This window comes from Prevotella sp. P5-126, from assembly GCF_002251185.1.
Lineage (GTDB): Bacteria > Bacteroidota > Bacteroidia > Bacteroidales > Bacteroidaceae > Prevotella.
Genome location: NZ_NPIZ01000088.1, coordinates 25,288 through 47,554 on the forward strand (window position 1 = coordinate 25,288; position 22,267 = coordinate 47,554).

Sequence of the window (22,267 nt, forward strand, 5' to 3'; positions counted from 1 at the left end):
TAGAATATACTTATTCGGTCAAATAGTTGTGAATCTTATCCAACAAGTCTTCCACGCGGAATGGCTTTGAAAGAAATCCGTTGCATCCTGCAGCTTGGGCCTCTCTTATATTTTCCTCAAAGGCATAGGCGCTGAGGGCAATAATGGGTACGTCTGGATTTACTTCTTTGATGATTCGAGTGGCATCGAGTCCATCCATTTCCGGCATTCTGATGTCCATGAGAATAAGGTCGGGATGCTCGTCTTCACAAAATGTTACGGCTTCTATTCCATTGTGGGCGCGTAGCAAGCGATAGCGTTTGGAAAGCACGACCTTAACCAGCTCATAGTTGTTGTCTTCATCTTCTGCAACGAGAATAAGTGGAGCATCTTGCAAATTGCCATGTGTACTAACTCGTATGGTTCGCGAATTAGTGGTGATGCGTGAGTTTTTGGCAAGTCCTCCAACTGATCCATCGAAAGGTATTGTAAAGCGGAAGGTCGAACCTTGGCCGAGCTTGGAAGATACGCTGATGGTTCCTCCAAGTTTTTCTACAATAATTTTGCTTAAAGGCAAACCGAGGCCAAATCCGTTTTGAATAAAGTCGGCATCTTTCGAAACATAGGTCTTGAAAATGTTGTCTATGTCTTGTGGGTCAATACCTGAACCGGTATCGCTCACATAAAATTCTACGTCTTGCCCGTCGTTAATCAGTCTGTATCCATAAGAAATGCTACCTTGTGTGGTATGCTTCAGAGCGTTGCTGATTAAGTTTGAGAATACCTGCGAAATACGGTTACCATCAGTATTGAGCATGACAGTCATATTAGGTTCTTCCCACACCATGTTGACAGTATCAGGACATCTAAACTTGAATGTGTTGTTGAGTGTTCTACAAAGTTCGTTGAGGTCTGTTAACGACTTCTTTATCGAAACTTCTCCGGCTTCTACTCGTGAAAGGTCAAGAATTTCATTGATAAGTGTCAGCAAACGCGAATTGTTGCTCTCAATAATCTCCATGTATTTCATGCGTTCTTCCTGTGATTCAGTTTCACACATGACTCTTGAGAAACCTTCGATTGCATTGAGCGGTGTTCTTATTTCATGGCTCATATTGGCCAAAAACAACGATTTCATGCGGTTTGCCCGTTCGGCCTCTTTTGCTTTTGCTTCATATTCGCCTATCTTTTTCTGGAGACTCAAAAATTTGATTTCAGCAGCATCAGCTCTGGAATTTGCTTCGTTTATCTTTGCTATAAGCTCTTTGCGTTCATCTTGGTTCATAATATTTAATTTTTCAAGATGTAATTAGTTCTTGTTTGTAATATACTTCTGCAAAGATATAATTTTTTTTTTATTCCGCCAAACCTGGGGAGTATATATTTTAAGCGCGTTTGCTTTTTTCCCATTTTCCACTATTCTTATGTGATTGAAGATAAGATATTCCGTAGAATACATTCAGGTTCATAAATACAAAGTAGCAAGGGATATATAGAAATTTGTTCTTCTTTCCATTGAGTTCTTGCATATAGCCACACAATGCTGCAAGATAGAAAACTATCTGCAATATCCAAATCACGTTGTAAACCATGCCTGCTTTCATCAAGACAAGGGCAATGTTAAGTGGAATCAAACAGAAAAGTGCGAAAGGGGTAATGGTCCAACGGAGTACACGATGTGAAACAAACTGAAAAGAAGCTATGGGATAGCGTAGGGGATTCATGAGTTGACGAAGCCACCAGATACTCTGTAGTCCACCTGCTGCAATACGTTTTTTTCTTTTGGCTTCTTCTGCTAAATTGGCAGATCCGTGCTCAAGTGCATAGGCTTTTGGAGTATAAGCAATACGATAGCCTTGCATCAGCATTCTCAACGACATGACAAAATCATCAAGCAAAGCGTTCTCTGGCATGGGTACGTATAGAGAGCGGCGAATGGCACAAAGCTCGCCTGCTGCTCCCATGGCTGAATAGAGTTCGCTGTCAAGTTGTTTAAGTTTGCTTTCATATTTCCAGTAGAGGCCTTCACCTTGAGCTGCTGCTTGTTGTGGGCCTTGCTCGTTGGCAGCAACACGCTTTTCTCCTGCTACGCATCCTACTTTTGGATCAAGAAAGCATTTCACGATTTCGCGTATGGCATTGCTGTTGAGCATGGTATTAGCGTCTGTCATCACTACAAGTTCTGTATCAACCAATGCCAAGCCATGATTAAGTGCTGCGGTCTTTCCACGACGCTCAGGTGAAAATATCACCTTCACGTCGTAGGAAGACAGCTTTAGGTTGGTATCGTCATCCGATCCGTCTGTAACCCATACGGTTTTTAGTTTCGGATAATCGATTGCCAACGTATTGTTCATTTTGTCGTTGACAATATCCTGTTCGTTGTATGCACATATCATAAGCGTCACTTCAGGAAGCTTGTTGTCTTCCGGCAGTTTCGTCTCTTCCTTTTTGCCTTTACTTAAAAGCCGTTTCACTCCGACTATGATATAAAGTAAGATTCCATATCCGAAGTAGGTATAAAATACCAGCGCTATAGCTGACCAGAATACGATTTTCAGTAAAAGCATAAGAAATGATATTGTGTCTGTTGTTTAGTTTTTACTTTCCACTTCTTCGCGCATGTCGATGAAATGGCCTTTTTTGTCATAGAACTCGTATTGCAGGAATGCCAGTTTCTGCGAAGGGATTATGCGCACTCCAAGTCCATATTTAATTTGCCAGCGACGCTTCATGGAAATCATTCCTTGATTGATGTATGCTGCCACATAGGGATGGACATGGAGGGTGAATTGCTTGATTCCAATCTTGTTGACCAGCTGGTCAATCTTATTTTCCAATTGGTCGGTAAAGAGTATTGAGGACTTGATTTTGCCTGTTCCGAGACATGTTGGGCACACCTCTTCCACATTCACATCCATAGCAGGGCGTACACGTTGTCGTGTAATTTGCATGAGGCCGAATTTGCTAAGCGGAAGAATGTTGTGTCTTGCACGATCTTTCTGCATGTTCTTACACATTCTTTCGTAGAGCAATTGTCGATCTTCTGCCAAATTCATGTCGATGAAATCGACAACAATGATACCTCCCATGTCTCTTAGTCGCAATTGTCTTGCCAATTCATCGGCCGCTCCGAGATTTACCTCGAGTGCATTGGCTTCCTGTCCGTTTTCAGCCCTTGTTCTGTTTCCGCTGTTTACATCCACCACGTGCATGGCTTCTGTATGCTGAATAATCAGATAGGCTCCTCGTTTGTAGTTGACAGTTTTGCCGAATGATGACTTCAACTGTTTGGTTACGTTGAAATTGTCGAAAATGGGGACGCTTCCTGTGTAGAGTTTGACAATGTCTATCTTGTCTGGGGCAATAATCTCGACATAGTTCTTGATTTGCTTAAATACCTCTTTGTCGTTGATGTAGATTCCGTCGTAAGTAGGATCAAACAGGTCGCGTAGCAAAGCTACCGCACGACCTGTTTCTTCGTGTATGAGTTGTGGCGATGTTGTGGCCTTCTGTGCATTTTCTATGGCTTCATCCCATCGTTTTAACAGTTGTTTCAGTTCTGCATCAAGTTCTGCGACACGTTTTCCCTCTGCTGATGTCCTGACTATAACTCCGAAATTTTTTGGTTTTATACTCTGAACCAATTGTTTGAGTCTGGCTCTTTCTTCTCCTTTTTTGATTTTTGTGGAAACTGATACTTTGTCTTGGAAAGGCATCAGTACCATATATCGTCCCGCGAAACTTAACTCGCAGGTAAGTCGTGGTCCTTTGGTTGAAATGGGTTCTTTCACCACTTGGACAAGAATTTCCTGACCAGGCTTCAGCGTATTTTGCACGCTTCCTTCTTTGGGTAAGTCTGGCAGTCGTGTAGCTTTAGAGATGGGAAAGAGTTTTCTTCTGTCGCTTTGTACTTGTTTAAGGTATTTCTCGTACGAACAGTAATGTGTTCCTAAGTCAAGATAATGCAAGAAAGCGTCGCGTTCCGAACCGACATTGACAAAGCATGCGTTGAGTCCGGGCATGAGTTTGTGTACTTTTCCCAGATAGATATTGCCTACAGAAAACGACATCTCACGCTTTTCGTTTTGGTATTCTACCAAGTTCTTGTCTTCGAGAAGTGCAATGGAGATTTCTTTCTGTTGTACGTCAATGATAACTTCACTTGTCATTCTTAAAAACTTTTTGTATTTGTATTTTGAAATACAGAAAGGGGTGTACTGAGAATTGTCGGCACTCGACATTTTCTCGGTACACTCCTTTCATTTTTCTCGTTGAGCTTATATGCTTATGGCTTACTTGCTCTTGTGACGATTCTTGCGCAGTCTTTTCTTACGCTTGTGAGTAGCCATCTTGTGGCCCTTCTTTTTCTTTCCGTTTGGCATAATGTGTATAAATTAAGTTGTTGTTATAATTATTTCATTTTGGCGATAAAGCTCTTTGCAGGCTTGAATGCAGGGAAGTCGTGTGCATCGATAACAAGAGTGGTGTTCTTGGAAATGTTGCGTGCAGTTTTCTGGGCACGGTGTTTAACGGTAAATGTACCGAAACCTCTGAGATATACGTTTTCTTTTCTCACTGACATGCTCTGGCGTATTTCTTCCATGAATGCTTCAATGGTGCCTGCAACATCTTTTTTCGAGATTCCTGTTTCAAGGACAATCTTGTTGATAATTTCTGCTTTCGTCATGTTTTCTAACGATTTTATTTTCTTTCTGTGATTATAATTTTTATTTCGGAGTGCAAAGATACTGATTTTCAGCGTGAAACGGAAATATATTTTCGTTTTTTTTTGATAATCAGTATTTTTTGTGCTATTTTTGTGGTCTTACACCTTATATTATAGGTGTGTTCTGCTGTGAATTTTGTTATTTCAACTGTTGTAGCCGTGCGATGTATTTGCCTATAATGTCAAACTCAATATTGACAACACTTCCTTTTTCGATATTACAAAAATTGGTATGTTCAAAGGTGTAGGGGATGATGGCTACCTGAAAGCTGTTGGCGGTAGGGTTGCAAACGGTAAGGGATACACCATTGACGGTAACCGAGCCTTTATCTACTGTAAAATAGCCATTGAGAGCCATTTCTTGGTTTTCTTGGTATTCAAAAGTAAAATAGGTAGAGCCGTTGGCGTCTTCTTTTGCGATGCACACAGCGGTCTGATCGACGTGTCCTTGTACAATATGTCCGTCGAGACGTCCGTTCATCATCATCGATCGTTCCACATTGACTTTGTCGCCTATGTGAAGTAGTCCTAAGTTGGTGCGCTCTAACGTTTCTTTCATGGCTGTTACCGTGTAGCAATCGTTGTCAATGGCTACTACGGTAAGGCATGTTCCGTTGTGTGCTACACTTTGGTCGATACCTAACTCGTTAGTAAACGGACAACGTAATTTTAAGTCGATATTGTCGCGGTCGCGTATGATATCAACAACTGTTGCGGTTTCTTCGATTATTCCGGAAAACATATTATTAATGTTGGTTTAATATTTCTTTGATTATTTTGATGAAAAAGAAAAAAGAGGCCGCACCGGTGATGTGATGAAAACTCCTTTTTTAGAAGATATGGGGTTCTCCTGCCTTTGTAATCCACTGGTCTGTTGCCAAACTGCTCCTTAGGAGTTGTGGCCCGCCATTGTACAGGAAATACGCCCTGTTTTCATAGTAATTTGATGAGTATCCCTATCGAACCGATACGGCCATTCTCTTTCTGTTTGCAAAGATACGAAAAAAAATGGAGAGCACGAGGTTTGCTCAACATTATTTTTCATGTTTCTGATAAAAAAAACAGTTCTGCGTGACTTTTGCTGTCAGCAGAACTGCTTTGTATTTAGTTGTTTGAAGGGTTAAAACCTCTTGCTTTTCAATAGTTTAGTAGGCAAAGAGTGGATATTCCTTCATGCGTTCGTTGACGCGTTTGCGAACACTTGCAATAACATCTGGATTTTCGGGATCGTTGAGTACTTCTTCGATGAAAGCGGCAATTTCTACCATTAAGTCTTCTTTTGCACCACGTGTAGTGATGGCAGGAGTGCCGAGGCGAATACCTGATGTCTGGAAGGCAGAACGGCTGTCGAATGGTACCATGTTCTTGTTGACTGTGATATCTGCAGCAACGAGGGCATTCTCTGCTACTTTACCGGTCAAATCGGGATATTTTGTACGAAGGTCAACGAGCATAGAGTGGTTGTCTGTACCGCCGCTTACGATGGTGAAACCACGCTTGATGAGTTCTTCAGCCAATACCTTGGCATTCTTTTGTACTTGTTTGGCCCACTCTTTGAACTCTGGCTGTAGTGCTTCGCCAAAAGCTACTGCTTTAGCAGCAATAACGTGTTCCAGAGGACCGCCTTGCTGTCCAGGGAATACTGCTGAATTGAGCAGTTGTGACATCATTTTGGTGACACCCTTAGGCGTTTTGAGTCCCCATGGGTTTTCAAAGTCTTTACCCATCAAGATGATACCTCCGCGTGGACCGCGCAGGGTTTTATGTGTGGTAGAGGTTACGATATGAGCCCATTTCACCGGGTTCTCGAGGAGTCCTGCGGCGATGAGACCTGCTGGGTGTGCCATGTCGATCATGAGCAAAGCCCCAACTTTATCTGCGATTTCGCGCATGCGCTTGTAGTCCCATTCGCGGCTGTATGCTGATCCGCCACCGATGATGAGTTTTGGTTTGTGCTCGAGTGCTAAATGCTCCATTTCATCGTAATCTACACGTCCAGTTTTCTCATCAAGATTGTATCCTACGGGTTTGTATAGAATACCGCTGGTATTGACGAGTGAGCCATGTGAGAGGTGACCGCCGTGAGCCAGGTTAAGGCCCATGAATGTATCACCTGGTTTCAGTACGGCGAGTAGTACTGCAGCGTTTGCTTGTGCTCCTGAGTGGGGTTGTACGTTGGCGTATTCAGCTCCGAAGAGTTTGCAAACACGGTCGATGGCGAGTTGTTCTACTTCATCCACGACCTGACAGCCACCATAGTATCGGTGTCCAGGGTAGCCCTCAGCATATTTGTTTGTCAGATAGCTGCCCATGGCTTCCATCACTTGTTCGCTGACGAAATTTTCTGACGCAATCAGTTCGATGCCTTTGAGTTGGCGCTGATGCTCTTTTTCGATGAGCTCGAAAATCGTGTTGTCTCTTTGCATAGTTGTAATTATTGGGATGATTTAAAGGTTATCCATTCATTGTGGCCAAGAATTCCTCGTTGTCCATGGTTTTAATTATGCGGTCTCGCATGGTATTCATGGCTTCAAGAGGATTCATGTCTGCAATAAAATTGCGTACAATCCACATACGCTGGAGTGTGGTTGGATCCTGCAACAAGTCGTCGCGTCTGGTAGAAGAGAGGACGAGGTTGACAGCAGGGAATATGCGTTTGTTGGCCAATGTGCGGTCGAGTTGTAATTCGGAGTTACCGGTTCCTTTGAATTCTTCAAAGATTACCTCATCCATTTTTGAGCCCGTATCTGTAAGAGCTGTGGCTATAATAGTGAGTGAACCTCCGTTTTCTATATTACGTGCAGCTCCGAAGAAGCGCTTTGGTTTCTGTAGTGCGTTGGCGTCAACACCACCTGTGAGTACCTTTCCTGATGCAGGACTTACGGTATTATAGGCACGTGCCAATCTTGTGATGGAATCGAGGAAAATTACCACGTCGTGTCCACATTCAACCATTCTTTTTGCTTTTTCCAGTACGATACCGGCAATTTTTACATGTCTGTCCGCTGGTTCGTCAAAGGTAGATGCAATTACTTCTGCGTTGACAGTACGGCTCATGTCTGTGACTTCCTCAGGTCTTTCGTCAATGAGGAGCATCATGATGTAAGCCTCTGGATGGTTGGCTGCTATTGCGTTGGCAATGTCTTTCATCAGTACTGTCTTACCTGTCTTTGGCTGTGCCACTATGAGTGCGCGCTGTCCTTTTCCTATAGGTGAGAAGAGGTCAACGATGCGTACACTTGGATTTGTGGTGGCGCTATTGCCGCAGAGGTTGAATTTTTCATCAGGGAAGAGTGGGGTGAGATGTTCGAAGCTTACGCGGTCTCTGACCTCTTGTGGGTTTCTTCCGTTGATGCTTTTTATTTCTGTTAAAGCAAAGTATTTCTCGTTATCGTGCGGTGGTCTTACAGTACATTCCACCACGTCGCCTGTTTTGAGACTATAGCCTTTTACTTGTTGTGGACTTACGTAAATATCATCGGGTGATGAAAGGTAGTTGTAGTCGCTTGAACGAAGGAAGCCGTATCCATCTTGTAGTATTTCGAGTACTCCGTTACCAGAGATAATACCGTCGAAGTCGTATTTATCCTGTGCAGGTTGTTGTGGTGCAACAAAAGTGCTGGCTGTTGGGGCGTTACTGCTGATGGGTCTGTCGAAGATGTCGAGTGAAGGTAGTGCCTCTTGGTCTTCTATGGGCAGGTCGACAACGGTAATAAAATCAGTACCGTCTCCTGGGTCTCCACTCCAAACATCATCTTCTGTCATTGGACCTTCGTTGTAGTCTGTGTTATTGTTTTGCTCCATGTTCTGAGCTTCGGACTGTGGTTCTGTCACAGGCTCCTCTTGTGCAACAGTATTGGGGTCTACGTTTTCAATCTGCTCTTGGGGCTCGTTAGTTTCGGGTTGTTGCTGAATAAGGGCCGCTTCTTTTGCAGCCTTTTCCAGTTCGAGAGCTTCGAGTTCCTTTTTCGATTTCCTTCCTCGTTTTTTAGGAGCAGGCTTATCTGTAGCTTCTTTTTCTGCCTTTTCCACAGGTGCTGTTTCTGTTTCAGCATCTTTTGCTGTTTCTATAGATTGTGGTGCAATGGTTTCGCTGTTGTCATTTTCTTCTGTGGGAATAGCTTGTTGTGCGGCAGTAGCAAGGAGTGTGTCGAGAGAAGGTTTCTTCTCGCGTTTTGCAGGCTTTGTATCAAGGTTTTCTCCGTCTTTTCCGCTGACAGTATATACTTTATCTTTTTCTTTTTTAGCTATACGTGTGCGTTTGCGTTTGGTGTTAGCCACAGACTCCGCAGCAGAATCTATGGCATGTTTATCGAGTATGGCATAGATTACGCTTTCCAAAGAATCGTCAGGTGACACTTTTACACCTACTTCATGGGCAATCTCCATAAGTTGAGAGATTTCCATTTTTTCCAAATCTTCTTTTAAGTACATATTTATTTCTAAGTATTCTTGGTATGAATGTGTGCGACAGGAATTTGTCGCAATACTATTGTTTCTCGAATGGAAACAAGGGAATGATTAATATCGGCTGCAAAAGTAATCAATATATTTGAGATTTCCAAACTATTTCAACAAAAATAATCTGATAGAGATTCAAATTATTCAATTATGTTTGGTGTTCAAAGACTTTTATCTGCTTTTTTTATCTCATAATATAATAAGGTTAGCACATCGGCAGTTCTTACCTATATGGTCCTATCATGTTCCTATTGTTGTGGACATGATTTTGGGACTTACTTGGGATTTACTTGGGAGCTTCTTGGGACATGTTACGCGATTTCTGTTCTTCGCTTTTTTCACGGAAAATCTCGAACGGATCATTTGACTTAACAAAGTTGAGGACGATTACCTGAACGCATCCCGAATGCAACTCGAAGATAAAAGTTTTTGTTTGCTTATTCGTACCTCTGAGACTGTTGTCTCTTGGGTACTTTCGTTCGATAATCCAAAAGAAAATGTGTTTTTCTTTTGGATTCTGCTCGCTTATTCGTACCTTTAATCCTTCGGATTTTAGGTACTTCCGCTCGGAAAAACTCAAATAAGTTTGGTTTTTCCCTCGCTTATTCGTACCTTTAATCCTTCGGATTTTAGGTACTTCCGCTCGGAAAAACTCAAATAAGTTTGGTTTTTCCCTCGCTTATTCGTACCTTTGCACGCGGAAAGAATTCCATAATAAAAATATATAAGAAAATGAAAGCATTTGTATTTCCCGGTCAGGGAGCTCAATTCGTAGGAATGGGCAAAGACCTCTACGACAACAATCCTAAAGCAAAAGAACTTTTTGAAAAAGCCAACGAGATTCTTGGCTATCGTATAACCGACATTATGTTTGAAGGTACTGACGAAGACCTCAAACAGACCAAGGTAACGCAACCCGCCGTTTTCCTTCACTCTGTTATTTCTGCCATCTGCATGGGAGACGCATTCCAACCAGCTATGGTTGCAGGACACTCTCTTGGCGAATTCTCGGCACTTGTTGCTGCTGGAGCATTGAGCTTTGAAGATGGTCTTAAACTGGTTTATGCTCGTGCCATGGCTATGCAGAAAGCTTGTGAGGCTCAGCCCTCTACCATGGCAGCCATCATCGGTTTGCCCGACGATAAGATTGAAGCCATTTGCAAAGAAGTAAGCAAGATGGGTAAGGGTGTTGTGGTTCCTGCCAACTATAACAACCCCGGACAGCTGGTCATCTCTGGTAACATCGAAGCCATCAACGAGGCTTGCGAACAGCTGAAAGCCGCCGGCGCTAAGCGTGCTCTGCCTTTGAAGGTGGGTGGCGCATTCCACTCTCCATTGATGCAGCCTGCTAAGGACGAACTTCAGGCCGCTATCGAGAAAACTGAGTTTGCCGCTCCCAAATGTCCCATTTATCAGAATGTAGATGCCAAGCCACATACCGATCCTGCTGAAATCAAGCAAAACCTGATTGCTCAGCTGACAAGTTCGGTTCGTTGGACACAGATTGTGCAGAACATGATTGCCGTTGGCGCAGACGATTTTACAGAGTGCGGTCCAGGTAAAGCCCTTCAGGGTATGATTGCAAAAATCAATAAGGAAGTAAGTGCTCATGGCATTGCTTAATCCTAATGATACTAAAACAGAATTAAATAAATAATAGGCGTGGGCTATACCTGCGCCTATTATCTTTACTCGTTAAATCTTTATGACAGGTAAACAGGTTATCTATCAAGTTTTTACTCGCCTTTACGGCAATCGTAGTATCACCCGTCACATGAACGGAACCATTGAAGAGAATGGTTGCGGAAAAATGGATGATTTCACCCCAAAGGTATTGAACCGATGGGCAAGAATGGGCATTACTCATGTCTGGTACACGGGGGTTATTCGTCATGCGACGAGGACAGATTATTCAGCATATGGAATCCCAAAACAACATCCTGCAGTTGTCAAAGGATGTGCCGGTTCGCCATACGCTATTGCCGATTATTATGATGTTGATCCAGATCTCGCAACAGATGTTGACCACAGAATGGAGGAGTTTGAAGCCTTGCTTCAGCGCACCCACGAGGCTGGTCTCAAAGTGATTATCGATTTTGTGCCCAACCACGTTGCACGCCAGTATCATTCCATTTGCAAGCCAGCAAATGTTAGCGACCTTGGAGAAGACGATCATGTGGATAGAGGCTTCGACCCGGTAGATAACAATTTCTATTACTGTCCAGGACAAGCTTTCGTACCTTGTTTTGACCTTTATCACGGCGAAGCAACACCTTACGAAGAATATCCTGCCAAAGCCACGGGCAACGACCATTTTGACAATGCGCCAGGGAGGAATGACTGGTATGAAACGGTAAAACTCAATTATGGTGTTGACTATTACGCAGGTGGAGTATTGTACGACAATCCCATGCCCAATACCTGGAAGAAAATGACCGACATCCTCTTGTTCTGGGCAGCCAAAGGTATAGACGGTTTCCGTTGCGACATGGCTGAGATGGTGCCGGCAGCATTTTGGAGCTATGCTACAAAAGCGGTCAAAGAACAATATCCCGACATACAGTTCATCGGTGAGGTATATAATCCGTCATTATATCGTAGTTATATTTCAGCCGGCTTTGACTTACTCTACGACAAAGTAGGCATGTATGATACGATGCGCGCCGTCATAACCGGACAGGCTGCTACCTCGGCAATTACTTCTGCCTGGCAACAAACAGACGATATTCGTCAACACATGTTGTACTTCTTGGAAAACCACGACGAACAACGTATTGCAAGCACATTCTTTGCAGGCGAAGCCCGTCGCGGTGTCCCTGCTATGATGGCATCCATGCTCATGCAACAGAATCCTTTTATGCTCTATTTCGGAGAAGAGTATGGAGAGCGCGGAATGGACCACGAAGGATTTAGCGGATGCGATGGACGAACCACAATATTCGACTACTGGAGTATCGATACCCTATGTCGGGCAGCCTCCAGAAAATTGACCGCCGACGAAAAACTGGTTTATGCACAACATGAACAAACCATGCAGATTGCTCGTCGCGAGAAAGCCATAAGCGAAGGCACATTCTTCGACCTGATGTATGTGAATCCACATTTGCACCGTCAATATGCGTTCCTCCGCCACATCGGACATGACCTGCTCTTGGTGGTAGTCAATTTTGAAGACCACGAAGTTGATGTTGATGTCAATCTGCCGAAACACGCCTTCGACTTCTTGCAAGTTGCCTCAGGCGAATATATTGCCACAGAACTGTGGAGCAAAACAAAAACCAACATTGACCTGCAGCCAGATAAGGCCGTTCGACTGCAGGTAGGTGCCAATGGGGGCGTGGTGATGAAGATGAAAGTTACAGTATCTGAAAATCATAAAACAATGGAAAATATCATTCTCAACGAACACCACAAAGAGGAATTTCCTCCGGCTCATACAGCCGAACACCTGCTCAATCAGACCATGATGCGCATATTCGGTTGTGAACGTTCTTTCAACGCACATATCGAGCGCAAAAAGAGCAAGATGAGCTTTCATCTGAGTCATAAACCTTCGCGCCAAGAGGAGAAGGAAATAGAACAGACGATGAACCGACTTATTGAAGAGGATTTGCCTGTGGAGTTTGAATTTGTTGACCGCAACAATCTGCCAGAGGGCGTTTCGCCAGACCGACTGCCAGAAGATGCGTCGGAAACCATCCGACTCGTACGCATAGGCGATTATGACGTTTGTCCGTGTATCGGCAAACACGTGCGATCAACCAGTCAGATTGGCCGTTTTGAATTACTTGGAACGAATTGGGACGAAGAAAACAAGGTATTCCGGGTTCGTTTCAAAGTGGTGCAATAAAAACAATAAGAAACAATCGATTACATGGTGACACAGCAGGACTATATCAACAAATATATAATCATTTAAAACCCACCTGACCGCATGAAACAAGACATCGAAATTGCACGCGAAGCAACATTGAAGCCAATCAGCGTGATTGCTGCCACGATGGGCATCAACCAAGACCTGATTGAACCGTATGGAAAATTTATTGCCAAAGTGCCAGGCAAACTGATTGATGAAGAACGAGTTGAAAAGAGTAACCTCATCCTCGTAACAGCCATTACTCCTACAAAGGCAGGAATCGGCAAGACAACCGTCTCCGTCGGTCTCTCGCTCGGATTGGCACGTATAGGAAAAAGAGCTGTTCTGGCACTCCGCGAACCATCACTCGGTCCGTGTTTCGGACAAAAGGGTGGAGCTGCCGGAGGAGGCTACGCACAGGTGTTGCCCATGGATAGAATCAACCTGCATTTCACAGGCGATTTCCATGCCATTACCACGGCAAACAATATGATTGCCGCTTTGCTCGACAATTACATCTATCAGCACCAGACTGAAGGTTTCGGAATGAAACAGATACTATGGCGAAGAGTCATGGATGTGAACGACCGATCGCTCCGACACATCGTAACAGGACTTGGACCTCATGTCAACGGCTGTCCGCAGGAAAGCGGATTCGACATTACTCCTGCCAGCGAGATTATGGCAATCCTTTGTCTTGCCTCTGACCTTGAAGATTTAGAACGAAGAATCAATCACATCCTACTGGGTTACACGCTCGAAGACAAACCGTTTTATGTGAGCGATTTGGGAGTAGGGAGCGCTATCGCAGTATTGTTGAAAGATGCACTCAATCCTAATCTCGTTCAGACCACAGAAAATACGCCTGCCTTCATCCATGGAGGACCATTTGCCAATATCGCACATGGTTGCAATTCTATTATAGCTACAAAGATGGCGATGACGTATGGCGACTATGTAGTGACAGAAGCAGGATTTGGTGCTGATCTGGGTGCAGAGAAATTCCTTGATATCAAGTGTCGTAAAGCCCATATTCAACCCAGACTGACGGTCCTTGTGGCTACGCTACGCGGATTGAAAATGCATGGTGGAGTGGAAGAGAGGGCAATCCGTCTGCCTCATACAGAAGGAGTTTGTCGCGGCTTGCGCAATCTCGACAAGCATATTCACAACCTCCAGAAATTCGGTCAGACCGTACTCGTTTGTTTCAATCAATATGCAGATGATGATGCACAGGAAATAGAAATGGTACGTCGCCATTGTAAGGAACAGGACGTACCCTTTGCCTTAAATAACGCCTATGCACAAGGGGGCGCAGGTGCTGAAGACCTTGCCCGTCTGGTGGTCGAGACGATAGAGCAGAAACCGTCAAAACCACTCCAGCTGATGTATGCAGACGAGAGTCACATAAGTGCAAAGATTGAAGCTGTTGCACGCAGAATCTATGGCGCCTCGCATGTGACATTCTCAGCAGATGCCCAGCGCAAGATGAAACGCGCAGAGCAATTAGGTTGCAGAACCTTCCCCGTGTGTATTGCCAAGACCCAGTATTCGTTCTCGCAAGACCCGAAGGCATACGGAGTGACCGACGGATTTGATTTTGAAATCCGTGACATCGTCATCAATTCCGGAGCCGAGATGATTGTGGCTATTGCAGGAAGCATGATTCGAATGCCAGGACTTCCAAAATCTCCTCAGGCATTACATATTCGCTTGGTAGATGGTGAAATAGATGGTTTAAGCTAAAGAAAAGAAACAATCAAACAAGTTAAGAAAATGAGATATTTCGTATGGTTTGGTTATGATGGAACACGTTATCATGGATGGCAGTATCAGCCCAATGGTATTACAGTTCAAGAAGAATTGGAACGTGCACTTTCACTCCTTCTCCGTGAGGATATTCACGTGACAGGAGCAGGACGAACTGACACAGGAGTTCATGCACGCCAAATGGCTGCACATTTCGATACTGAGGTTGTTTTCGATTGTGTACACATGGTCAAGCGCCTCAATGGCGTATTGCCATACGATATAGGAGTTTCTAAGGTAGAGGCGGTTGCAGCCGATAAACATGCTCGTTTTTCGGCTACCGCCCGAACCTACCATTATTATATCCACTACGGCAAGAATCCCTTTTGCCAGCAGTTTAGCCTGCAGATGCATTATCAGCTCGATTTCGGACTCATGAATCAAGCTGGGGCTATACTGATGGAATATGACGATTTCGGTTCGTTTTGCAAAACCGGAAGCGACGTCAAGACCACGCTCTGTAAGGTAACCCATGCACAATGGCATCAAACCGCTCCAGATGAGTGGTATTTCGAGATACGTGCCAATAGATTTCTTCGGAATATGGTAAGGGCCGTTGTCGGTACGATCATAGAAGTGGGGCGAGGCCGCATGACCCTTGAGGAGTTTCGACGGGTTATTGAGAGTGGACATCGTACCCAAGCAGGCGAGTCGATGCCCGCCAAAGCATTGTTTCTTGAACGGGTAGAATATTAAGTATTTCAAACAACGATACATTTTTTCAAATAATAAACACATAAAAGATTGTTAAAAAGATGACTTGGTTATTATTGGCTTTTTTGTCGGCAACATTATTGGGCTTCTATGATGCATTCAAGAAAGAAGCTCTACGCGAAAATGCCGTCATTCCTGTGTTGTTTCTCAACACCCTGTTCTCGTCGATAATCTTCTTACCATTCATCATTCTGAGTGGTCAGACAGAAATTCTCGACAATACCATATTCCATGTTGCTTCAGGCGGATGGGAGATGCATAAATACATCGTCCTCAAATCCTTGATCGTGCTGAGCAGTTGGGTGTTAGGCTATTTCGGCATGAAACATCTGCCCTTGACGATAGTAGGTCCGATTAACGCCACACGTCCGGTCATGGTACTTGTAGGAGCGTTACTCGTATTTGGAGAACATCTTAACGGTTGGCAATGGATGGGAGTCTTGTTGGCCGTCATGTCGTTTATGATGTTGAGTAGGAGTGGTAAAAAAGAAGGAATAGACTTCCAGCACAACCATTGGATCTGGATGATAGTTGGTGCTGCTGTTCTTGGAGCGATTAGCGGACTTTACGACAAGTACCTGATGGCTCCCGAAGGAAGCGGAGGCGTTGGGCTTGATCGTATGATGGTACAGTCGTGGTATAACATCTATCAATGTGGTATGATGCTCATCATGCTTGCCATTCTCTGGTGGCCCAAACACAAGCAGACCACGCCATTTCATTGGCATTGGTCAATTATCGGAGTCAGCATTTTCCTTTCTACAGCTGATTTCGTGTATTTCTATTCCCTCTCGTTGCCCGATGCCATGATATCTATCGTGTCGATGGTGCGTCGTGGTTCGGTTATCGTGTCGTTCCTCTTTGGTGCTGCCTTCTTCCATGAGAAGAACCTTCGCGCCAAGGCTGTCGATTTGGCGTTGGTGCTGCTGGGAATGATATTCCTGTATATTGGTTCGCATTAACAAGAGAGAGTGGACATATTTCTTTGAACCGTTCAAATACATTTGTCTGTTCAGCCAAACGGCCTGATTATGGTAAAATCAGAACGCAAGTTGGTTGTTGAACAGACAAAATTTTGTTGGTTTGTTTTGTATTTCACCTGAATTGCACTACCTTTGTAAACAGAATGCGACATACGATCATGATAATAACAGGAGTCATAGGGTTGATGCTCTGTGGCTGCTCAGAAACCAAATATGTGCCAGAAGGCCAATACCTGCTCAATAGAGTCAAGGTGGAAAGTGACGGAAAATACAGAGATGTAAATTCCGCCAATCTCAAATCGTATGTACGCCAAAAAGGTAATACAAGATGGTTCTCGTCGTTCAAACTACCATTGTCAACCTACTCGTTGGCAGGTAAAGACTCGTCGAAATGGATCAACCGTACCCTAAAAAACATAGGAGAGGCTCCTGTCATTTACGACACGTTGAGTACTACACGCTCCATGCAGGATTTACAGATGAGATTGCAGAATATGGGTTATCTGCGTGCTTCTGTAGATGCGACATTCAAAGAAAAGAAACGTAAGATCAACGTGACGTACCATGTTCACCCTCGTGAGCCTTATTATTTGGGAAAGGTGAATTATGAAGTACGGGATACTGCCATTGCCAATCTGTTGCGTTTGGACCTGCCTGAGCATAGAGGGCTGAAAGAGAATATGCGCTTTAGCGTTGAGAATTTAGATAACGAACGCAACCGATTAGTCGGCGAATTGGCCAACAGAGGATATTTCAGATTCAACAAGGATTTCATCACCTTTCGAGCCGATTCTATGCCGGGTGAAAAAGCTATCAACCTGACACTTGTCATCCATGCCAATACCGACCATGACGGGAATGAAATACCACACCTCAGTTATAGGATAGGGAAAGTCAACCATCTGAGTGGAGATAGCGAAGACAGTATCATTCATCTTCGAAAAAGAGTCTTGCAACGCAATACTTTTATACGTTCGGGAGAATTGTATTCGGCAAAGAAATTGCAAGATACCTATGCACATTTCGGAAGACTCGGAGCCGTCAAATACACCAGTATTTCATGGGAAGAACACCAGCGAGAACGTCTTCTCGATTGTAATATCCATCTGAGTACCAACAAACCCTCCACCATCTCTTTTCAACCCGAAGGAACGAATACAGCAGGAGATTTTGGTGCTGCTGTTGCGCTAACCTATCAGAACCGCAACCTCTTCAAGGGAGCAGAAAACCTTACCATAGAACTGCGTGGCGCGTTTGAGGCTATCAAGGGGCTGGAAGGCTATGGTAACGACAATTTTGAAGAGTATAGCGTAGAAACCAAATTGACATTCCCAAGATTCATCGCACCTTTTCTTGCCAACAGCTTCAGACGTCGCATTAATGCCACAAGTGAAGTGTCGATGCTATACGACCTTCAAAACCGACCGGAGTTCCATCGACGAGTCTTTTCTGTAGCATGGAAATACAAATGGAATGACAGTAGGCATCATGACCGTTATCGCATAGACCTGCTTGATCTCAACTATATCTCCATGCCATGGATAAGTGAAACGTTTCGTAATGAGTATCTTAACGATACCGAAAGCAAGAATGCCATCCTGCGCTATAATTACGAGAACCTTTTCATTATGAAAATAGGTATGGGTTATACCTATAACAACGGACGTATTGCCATTAAAGCCAATGCAGAAACAGCAGGCAATCTGCTTCATGGCGCAGCACATGCGTTGAATTTCCATAAAAATGCACAGGGACAATACACTTTCCTTGATATTGCCTATGCACAATACGTGAAGGGGGATGTTGACTTCACACGTAACATACAGTTGGACTACAACAACCAACTCGTATTCCATGCCGGATTTGGCATTGCTTATCCCTATGGAAACAGTACTATCCTGCCGTTTGAAAAACGATATTTCGCGGGTGGAGCCAATAGCGTGCGCGGATGGAGTGTTCGCGGACTTGGTCCTGGTTCGTATATCAGCAAGGACGGACGTATCGACTTCATCAACCAGACGGGAGACATGAAGCTGGACCTCAACATGGAATATCGCACACATCTGTTCTGGAAAATAGGAGGTGCGCTTTTTGTTGATGCCGGTAACATCTGGACCATCCGTTCTTACGACGACCAACCGGGTGGACAATTCAAGTTTGACGAGTTCTTGAAACAACTCGCAGTAAGCTACGGAATGGGATTCCGATTGAATTTTGGATACTTCATCCTTCGCTTTGATATGGGTATGAAAGCCGTTAATCCTGCTTATACTACATCAAAGGAACATTACCCTCTGTTACATCCGGATTTTAGTCGCGATTTTGCATTTCATTTCGCGGTAGGCCTGCCATTCTAACCATCCAATGGCCATGACGTTTTACCACAGTAACGGTCGTGTGGTATTCGTCAACGAGATGAGCTCGGGAACCTATGGAGTCGGCAACAAAGGCATTATCCACAACCAACTTTATCAGGCACATCGTATCACCCGGAAGTTCCGTCACATCGTCGATATGTGCCGACGTGGAGACATCCTCTGAATTGGCGAAATCCAAATCTTCGTCTGTAATGTTAGAAGCCATGAAATGTAACCAAGGCCGACTCTCTTCAACTGTCAGTTGGTTGGCACGTGCAAGGTCGAAGCTGAAAAAGGCTTCAGCCCATGATTTTGCTGCAACTTCAGACTCCTTTTGATGCACTTCTATCAGGCTACAAGACGCCATAATCATGGTGCAAATGTATAATACAATTTTCTTCATAAGTTTAAAATATCCAAAAATCGTTGCAAAGATAAGAAAAATGTGACTTTTTTTTATTACTTTTGCAGATAAATTTAAAACCAAATGCTAAGATTTATATCCTTTGGAAGCGGCAGTAGCGGAAATTGTTATCTGTTGACTACGCCGACGGATGGACTATTGATAGATATCGGAGTAGGACTTAGAAGTTTGAAAAAGAACTTCAGAGATTATGGATTAAGTTTCTCACAGGTGCATCATGTACTTGTGACCCATGATCATGCTGACCATATCAAATCGGTAGGTTCGTTCAGCAAAGACCAACACGTTCCTGTGTATACGACGAAGGTGGTGCACGAAGGTATTACCAAAAATTATTGTGTCCAACAGAAAGTCCCCTCAGACTATGTAAATTATGTAGAAAAGGGCACTTCTTTTACCATAGGCGACTTCAAGATTACTCCCTTTGGCGTTCCACATGACAGTAGCGATAATGTGGGGTATATGGTAGAAGCGGAAGGAACCGCATTCTGTGTGATTACTGATGCTGGTTATGTAACCGATGAAATGAAAGCATACATCAGCAAAGCAGATTATCTCGTCATCGAGGCTAACCACGATGTTGAAATGGTGAAAAACGGCCCATATCCGGCTTTTCTTAAAGAGCGCATACTCTCGCATACCGGACATCTCAGTAATGTAGAATGTGGAGAAGCACTTGTGGAGAACATGAGCGAACACCTGAAGCATGTCTGGCTTTGTCACCTGAGTGAAGAGAACAACCATCCGGAACTTGCTCGTAAGACCGTTGAGGCCATTTTGCGTAGCCATGGTATCGTGGCGGGTGCCGACCTGCAACTGGAAGTACTCAAAAGAAAGAGCCCGACAGGCATTTTTGATTTGGTATAAATCTCAAATATACAGCTAAAATGTTATGATATGAAAAAGTTTCTTAAATTGTAAGACGTAGGAAACTTTTTTAATATTATTTAGATACTTGCATGAGAACTTTCCTATAGGAATTGATTACTTTTGCAACACGTAAAACAGAAATAAACAAAAATAGAATATAACTATGGCAGAATCAATTGATATCCGGGAGCTTAACATCCGGATTGAACAGCAAAGTGGATTTGTCACCAATCTCGTGACAGGAATGGATCAAGTAATAGTAGGACAGAAGCATCTCGTAGAGTCGTTGCTCATCGGACTTCTCAGCGACGGAAACATATTGCTCGAAGGTGTGCCTGGTCTGGCAAAGACACTTGCCATCAAGACCCTTTCACAACTGATTGATGCAACTTACAGCCGCATACAGTTCACACCAGACCTCTTGCCTGCCGACGTGACAGGTACGATGATCTATTCGCAGAAAGACGAGCGCTTCCAGGTGAAACAAGGTCCGGTATTCGCCAACTTCGTATTGGCAGATGAGATCAACCGCGCTCCTGCCAAGGTACAGAGTGCGTTGCTCGAAGCCATGCAGGAAAAACAGGTGACTATTGGCAAAGAAACATTTGATTTGCCCACACCATTCCTTGTGATGGCTACACAAAACCCCATCGAACAAGAAGGTACCTACCCACTTCCAGAAGCACAGATGGACCGTTTCATGCTGAAGGTGGTGATCGACTATCCTACACTCGAAGAGGAAAAACGCATCATCCGCGAGAATATCGCAGGAAAACTTCCTGAAGTGAAACCTGTCGCTACGGCTCAGGAAATCCTTAATGCAAGAAACGTGGTACGCGAGGTCTATATCGACGAGAAGATCGAACAGTATATTGCCGACATCGTATTTGCCACTCGCTATCCTGATCGCTATGGACTGAAAGACATGAAAGACCTCATAGCATACGGCGGAAGTCCGCGTGCGTCTATCAATCTGGCGAAGGCTGCCCGCGCTTATGCCTTTATCAAGCGTCGCGGATATGTTGTTCCTGAGGATGTACGCGCCGTGGCACACGATGTATTGCGTCATCGTATCGGTCTGACCTATGAGGCAGAGGCAAGCAATGTGACAAGTGAGGAAATTGTTTCAAAGATCATCAATAAGGTGGAAGTACCTTGATTGTCGCCTGTCTTATTGAAGTGATTATAAACAACGAATCAGATCAAACAAATGGAAACCGCTGAAATACTAAAAAAGGTAAGAAAGATAGAAATCAAGGCCAGAGGACTGAGCGTTAACGTCTTTGCAGGCCAGTATCACTCTGCTTTCAAGGGCCGTGGAATGGCTTTCAGCGAAGTGCGCGAATACCAGTACGGAGATGATGTCAGAGATATCGACTGGAATGTGACAGCACGCTTCCATCGCCCTTATGTCAAGGTCTTTGAAGAAGAGCGCGAACTCACCGTCATGCTACTCATAGACGTCAGCGGATCGCTCGACTTCGGCACGCAAAGCCAAATGAAGCGCGATATGGTGACAGAAATAGCTGCCACCATTGCTTTTAGCGCCATTCAGAATAATGATAAGATAGGAGTGGTATTCTTTTCCGACCATATCGAGAAGTATATCCCTCCGAAGAAAGGACGTAAACACATCCTTTATATCATACGCGAAATGCTCGACTTTCACCCCGAAAGCAAGAGAACGAACATAGAGGGAGCGTTGCAGTTTCTTACAAGTGTTGTTAAACATCGTTGTACCGCATTCGTGTTGAGCGATTTTTACGACCAGAAGGATTTCTTGCATCCCCTTCAGATTTGCAACAGAAAACATGATGTTGTTGCAGTTCAGGTCTATGACCGTTTTGCCAAGTCATTACCCGATGTGGGATTGATGCGTGTGGTTGATGCTGAAACCGGCTATGAACAGTATATTGATACCAGCAGCAAGCGCTTGCGACGTGCTCACGAGCAATATTGGAATCGGATGCAACAGCATTTGCGAGAGACCATGAACAAGAGTAATGTTGACATGGTAAGCATTTCCACAGGTGATGATTTTGTCAAACACCTGTTGCTGCTATTTAAAAAGAGAAGTTGATAAGC

17 protein-coding genes are annotated in these 22,267 nt (G+C 44.1%); 9 read left to right on the forward strand and 8 right to left on the reverse strand.

All coding sequences use genetic code 11. From position 1 onward, the window contains the following. Nucleotides 1-10: 10 nt before the first annotated feature. The 7 genes from CIK90_RS14595 to rho form a co-directional block, all read right to left on the reverse strand. Nucleotides 11-1,264, reverse strand: coding sequence for an ATP-binding protein (locus CIK90_RS14595; protein ID WP_094391669.1), 1,254 nt, complete (start codon nt 1,262-1,264; stop codon nt 11-13). Nucleotides 1,265-1,364: 100 nt separating this feature from the next. Beyond that, on the reverse strand, nt 1,365-2,549 hold the full coding sequence (locus CIK90_RS10110) for a glycosyltransferase family 2 protein (RefSeq protein WP_094391670.1): 1,185 nt from the start codon (nt 2,547-2,549) through the stop codon (nt 1,365-1,367). Between the two features lie 24 nt (nt 2,550-2,573). Then, nucleotides 2,574-4,151 carry an Rne/Rng family ribonuclease gene (locus tag CIK90_RS10115; protein ID WP_094391671.1) on the reverse strand — a complete coding sequence of 526 codons (1,578 nt, stop codon included), beginning with the start codon at nt 4,149-4,151 and terminating at the stop codon, nt 2,574-2,576. Nucleotides 4,152-4,393: 242 nt separating this feature from the next. Then, nucleotides 4,394-4,669 (reverse strand): HU family DNA-binding protein, encoded by a 276-nt coding sequence (locus CIK90_RS10120; RefSeq protein WP_094391672.1) that lies wholly within the window; start codon nt 4,667-4,669, stop codon nt 4,394-4,396. 178 nt (nt 4,670-4,847) lie between these two features. Further along, nucleotides 4,848-5,450: a riboflavin synthase gene (locus CIK90_RS10125; protein ID WP_094391673.1), complete on the reverse strand. Its 603-nt coding sequence runs from the start codon at nt 5,448-5,450 to the stop codon at nt 4,848-4,850. A gap of 403 nt (nt 5,451-5,853) precedes the next feature. Continuing rightward, nucleotides 5,854-7,134 carry a serine hydroxymethyltransferase gene (gene glyA, locus CIK90_RS10130; RefSeq protein WP_094465188.1) on the reverse strand — a complete coding sequence of 427 codons (1,281 nt, stop codon included), beginning with the start codon at nt 7,132-7,134 and terminating at the stop codon, nt 5,854-5,856. Between the two features lie 28 nt (nt 7,135-7,162). Next, nucleotides 7,163-9,142, reverse strand: coding sequence for a transcription termination factor Rho (gene rho / locus CIK90_RS10135; RefSeq protein WP_094440749.1), 1,980 nt, complete (start codon nt 9,140-9,142; stop codon nt 7,163-7,165). Nucleotides 9,143-9,901: 759 nt separating this feature from the next. On the opposite strand from rho, the gene fabD reads away from it, so the two are divergent. The 6 genes from fabD (at nt 9,902) to CIK90_RS10170 (ending at nt 18,888) form a co-directional block, all read left to right on the forward strand. Continuing rightward, nucleotides 9,902-10,792 (forward strand): ACP S-malonyltransferase, encoded by an 891-nt coding sequence (gene fabD, locus CIK90_RS10145; protein WP_094391676.1) that lies wholly within the window; start codon nt 9,902-9,904, stop codon nt 10,790-10,792. A gap of 82 nt (nt 10,793-10,874) precedes the next feature. Next, nucleotides 10,875-13,019: an alpha-amylase family glycosyl hydrolase gene (locus CIK90_RS10150; protein WP_094465192.1), complete on the forward strand. Its 2,145-nt coding sequence runs from the start codon at nt 10,875-10,877 to the stop codon at nt 13,017-13,019. An 84-nt stretch (nt 13,020-13,103) separates the two neighbouring features. After that, entirely contained in the window at nt 13,104-14,771 is a 1,668-nt protein-coding gene (locus CIK90_RS10155) for a formate--tetrahydrofolate ligase (protein WP_094465193.1), read from the forward strand. A gap of 30 nt (nt 14,772-14,801) precedes the next feature. Continuing rightward, a complete protein-coding gene (truA, locus tag CIK90_RS10160) occupies nt 14,802-15,530 on the forward strand; it encodes a tRNA pseudouridine(38-40) synthase TruA (RefSeq protein ID WP_094465195.1) in 729 nt (242 codons plus the stop codon). 59 nt (nt 15,531-15,589) lie between these two features. Next, on the forward strand, nt 15,590-16,510 hold the full coding sequence (locus CIK90_RS10165) for a DMT family transporter (RefSeq protein WP_094465196.1): 921 nt from the start codon (nt 15,590-15,592) through the stop codon (nt 16,508-16,510). 164 nt (nt 16,511-16,674) lie between these two features. After that, the gene (locus CIK90_RS10170; protein ID WP_254046329.1) at nt 16,675-18,888 is read left to right on the forward strand and encodes a BamA/TamA family outer membrane protein; all 2,214 of its coding nucleotides are present in this window, start codon (nt 16,675-16,677) and stop codon (nt 18,886-18,888) included. On the opposite strand, the gene CIK90_RS10175 is transcribed toward CIK90_RS10170, so the two are convergent. Beyond that, nucleotides 18,842-19,291 carry a hypothetical protein gene (locus tag CIK90_RS10175; RefSeq protein ID WP_094465200.1) on the reverse strand — a complete coding sequence of 150 codons (450 nt, stop codon included), beginning with the start codon at nt 19,289-19,291 and terminating at the stop codon, nt 18,842-18,844. The two genes, CIK90_RS10170 and CIK90_RS10175, sit on opposite strands and share 47 nt — an antisense overlap. Before the next feature lie 84 nt (nt 19,292-19,375). Here CIK90_RS10175 and CIK90_RS10180 point away from each other — a divergent pair, with 84 nt between their 5' ends. The 3 genes from CIK90_RS10180 (at nt 19,376) to CIK90_RS10190 (ending at nt 22,262) form a co-directional block, all read left to right on the forward strand. Continuing rightward, nucleotides 19,376-20,179: an MBL fold metallo-hydrolase gene (locus CIK90_RS10180; protein WP_094465202.1), complete on the forward strand. Its 804-nt coding sequence runs from the start codon at nt 19,376-19,378 to the stop codon at nt 20,177-20,179. Between the two features lie 166 nt (nt 20,180-20,345). Next, on the forward strand, nt 20,346-21,341 hold the full coding sequence (locus CIK90_RS10185; RefSeq protein ID WP_094391684.1) for a MoxR family ATPase: 996 nt from the start codon (nt 20,346-20,348) through the stop codon (nt 21,339-21,341). A gap of 51 nt (nt 21,342-21,392) precedes the next feature. Next, complete coding sequence (locus CIK90_RS10190) at nt 21,393-22,262, forward strand: DUF58 domain-containing protein (RefSeq protein WP_094391685.1); 870 nt, start codon at nt 21,393-21,395, stop codon at nt 22,260-22,262. Nucleotides 22,263-22,267 lie beyond the last annotated feature (5 nt).

What these genes read in the sequence shown, in the direction of transcription:
- fabD (WP_094391676.1), top strand. Translation starts at nt 9,902, where the DNA reads ATGAAAGCATTTGTATTTCCCGGTCAGGGAGCTCAATTCGTAGGAATG.
- CIK90_RS10125 (WP_094391673.1), bottom strand. Translation starts at nt 5,450, where the DNA reads ATGTTTTCCGGAATAATCGAAGAAACCGCAACAGTTGTTGATATCATA.
- CIK90_RS10190 (WP_094391685.1), top strand. Translation starts at nt 21,393, where the DNA reads ATGGAAACCGCTGAAATACTAAAAAAGGTAAGAAAGATAGAAATCAAG.
- CIK90_RS14595 (WP_094391669.1), bottom strand. Translation starts at nt 1,264, where the DNA reads ATGAACCAAGATGAACGCAAAGAGCTTATAGCAAAGATAAACGAAGCA.
- CIK90_RS10120 (WP_094391672.1), bottom strand. Translation starts at nt 4,669, where the DNA reads ATGACGAAAGCAGAAATTATCAACAAGATTGTCCTTGAAACAGGAATC.
- CIK90_RS10150 (WP_094465192.1), top strand. Translation starts at nt 10,875, where the DNA reads ATGACAGGTAAACAGGTTATCTATCAAGTTTTTACTCGCCTTTACGGC.
- CIK90_RS10165 (WP_094465196.1), top strand. Translation starts at nt 15,590, where the DNA reads ATGACTTGGTTATTATTGGCTTTTTTGTCGGCAACATTATTGGGCTTC.
- rho (WP_094440749.1), bottom strand. Translation starts at nt 9,142, where the DNA reads ATGTACTTAAAAGAAGATTTGGAAAAAATGGAAATCTCTCAACTTATG.
- CIK90_RS10115 (WP_094391671.1), bottom strand. Translation starts at nt 4,151, where the DNA reads ATGACAAGTGAAGTTATCATTGACGTACAACAGAAAGAAATCTCCATT.
- CIK90_RS10155 (WP_094465193.1), top strand. Translation starts at nt 13,104, where the DNA reads ATGAAACAAGACATCGAAATTGCACGCGAAGCAACATTGAAGCCAATC.
- glyA (WP_094465188.1), bottom strand. Translation starts at nt 7,134, where the DNA reads ATGCAAAGAGACAACACGATTTTCGAGCTCATCGAAAAAGAGCATCAG.
- CIK90_RS10175 (WP_094465200.1), bottom strand. Translation starts at nt 19,291, where the DNA reads ATGAAGAAAATTGTATTATACATTTGCACCATGATTATGGCGTCTTGT.
- CIK90_RS10185 (WP_094391684.1), top strand. Translation starts at nt 20,346, where the DNA reads ATGGCAGAATCAATTGATATCCGGGAGCTTAACATCCGGATTGAACAG.
- truA (WP_094465195.1), top strand. Translation starts at nt 14,802, where the DNA reads ATGAGATATTTCGTATGGTTTGGTTATGATGGAACACGTTATCATGGA.
- CIK90_RS10110 (WP_094391670.1), bottom strand. Translation starts at nt 2,549, where the DNA reads ATGCTTTTACTGAAAATCGTATTCTGGTCAGCTATAGCGCTGGTATTT.
- CIK90_RS10180 (WP_094465202.1), top strand. Translation starts at nt 19,376, where the DNA reads ATGCTAAGATTTATATCCTTTGGAAGCGGCAGTAGCGGAAATTGTTAT.
- CIK90_RS10170 (WP_254046329.1), top strand. Translation starts at nt 16,675, where the DNA reads ATGCGACATACGATCATGATAATAACAGGAGTCATAGGGTTGATGCTC.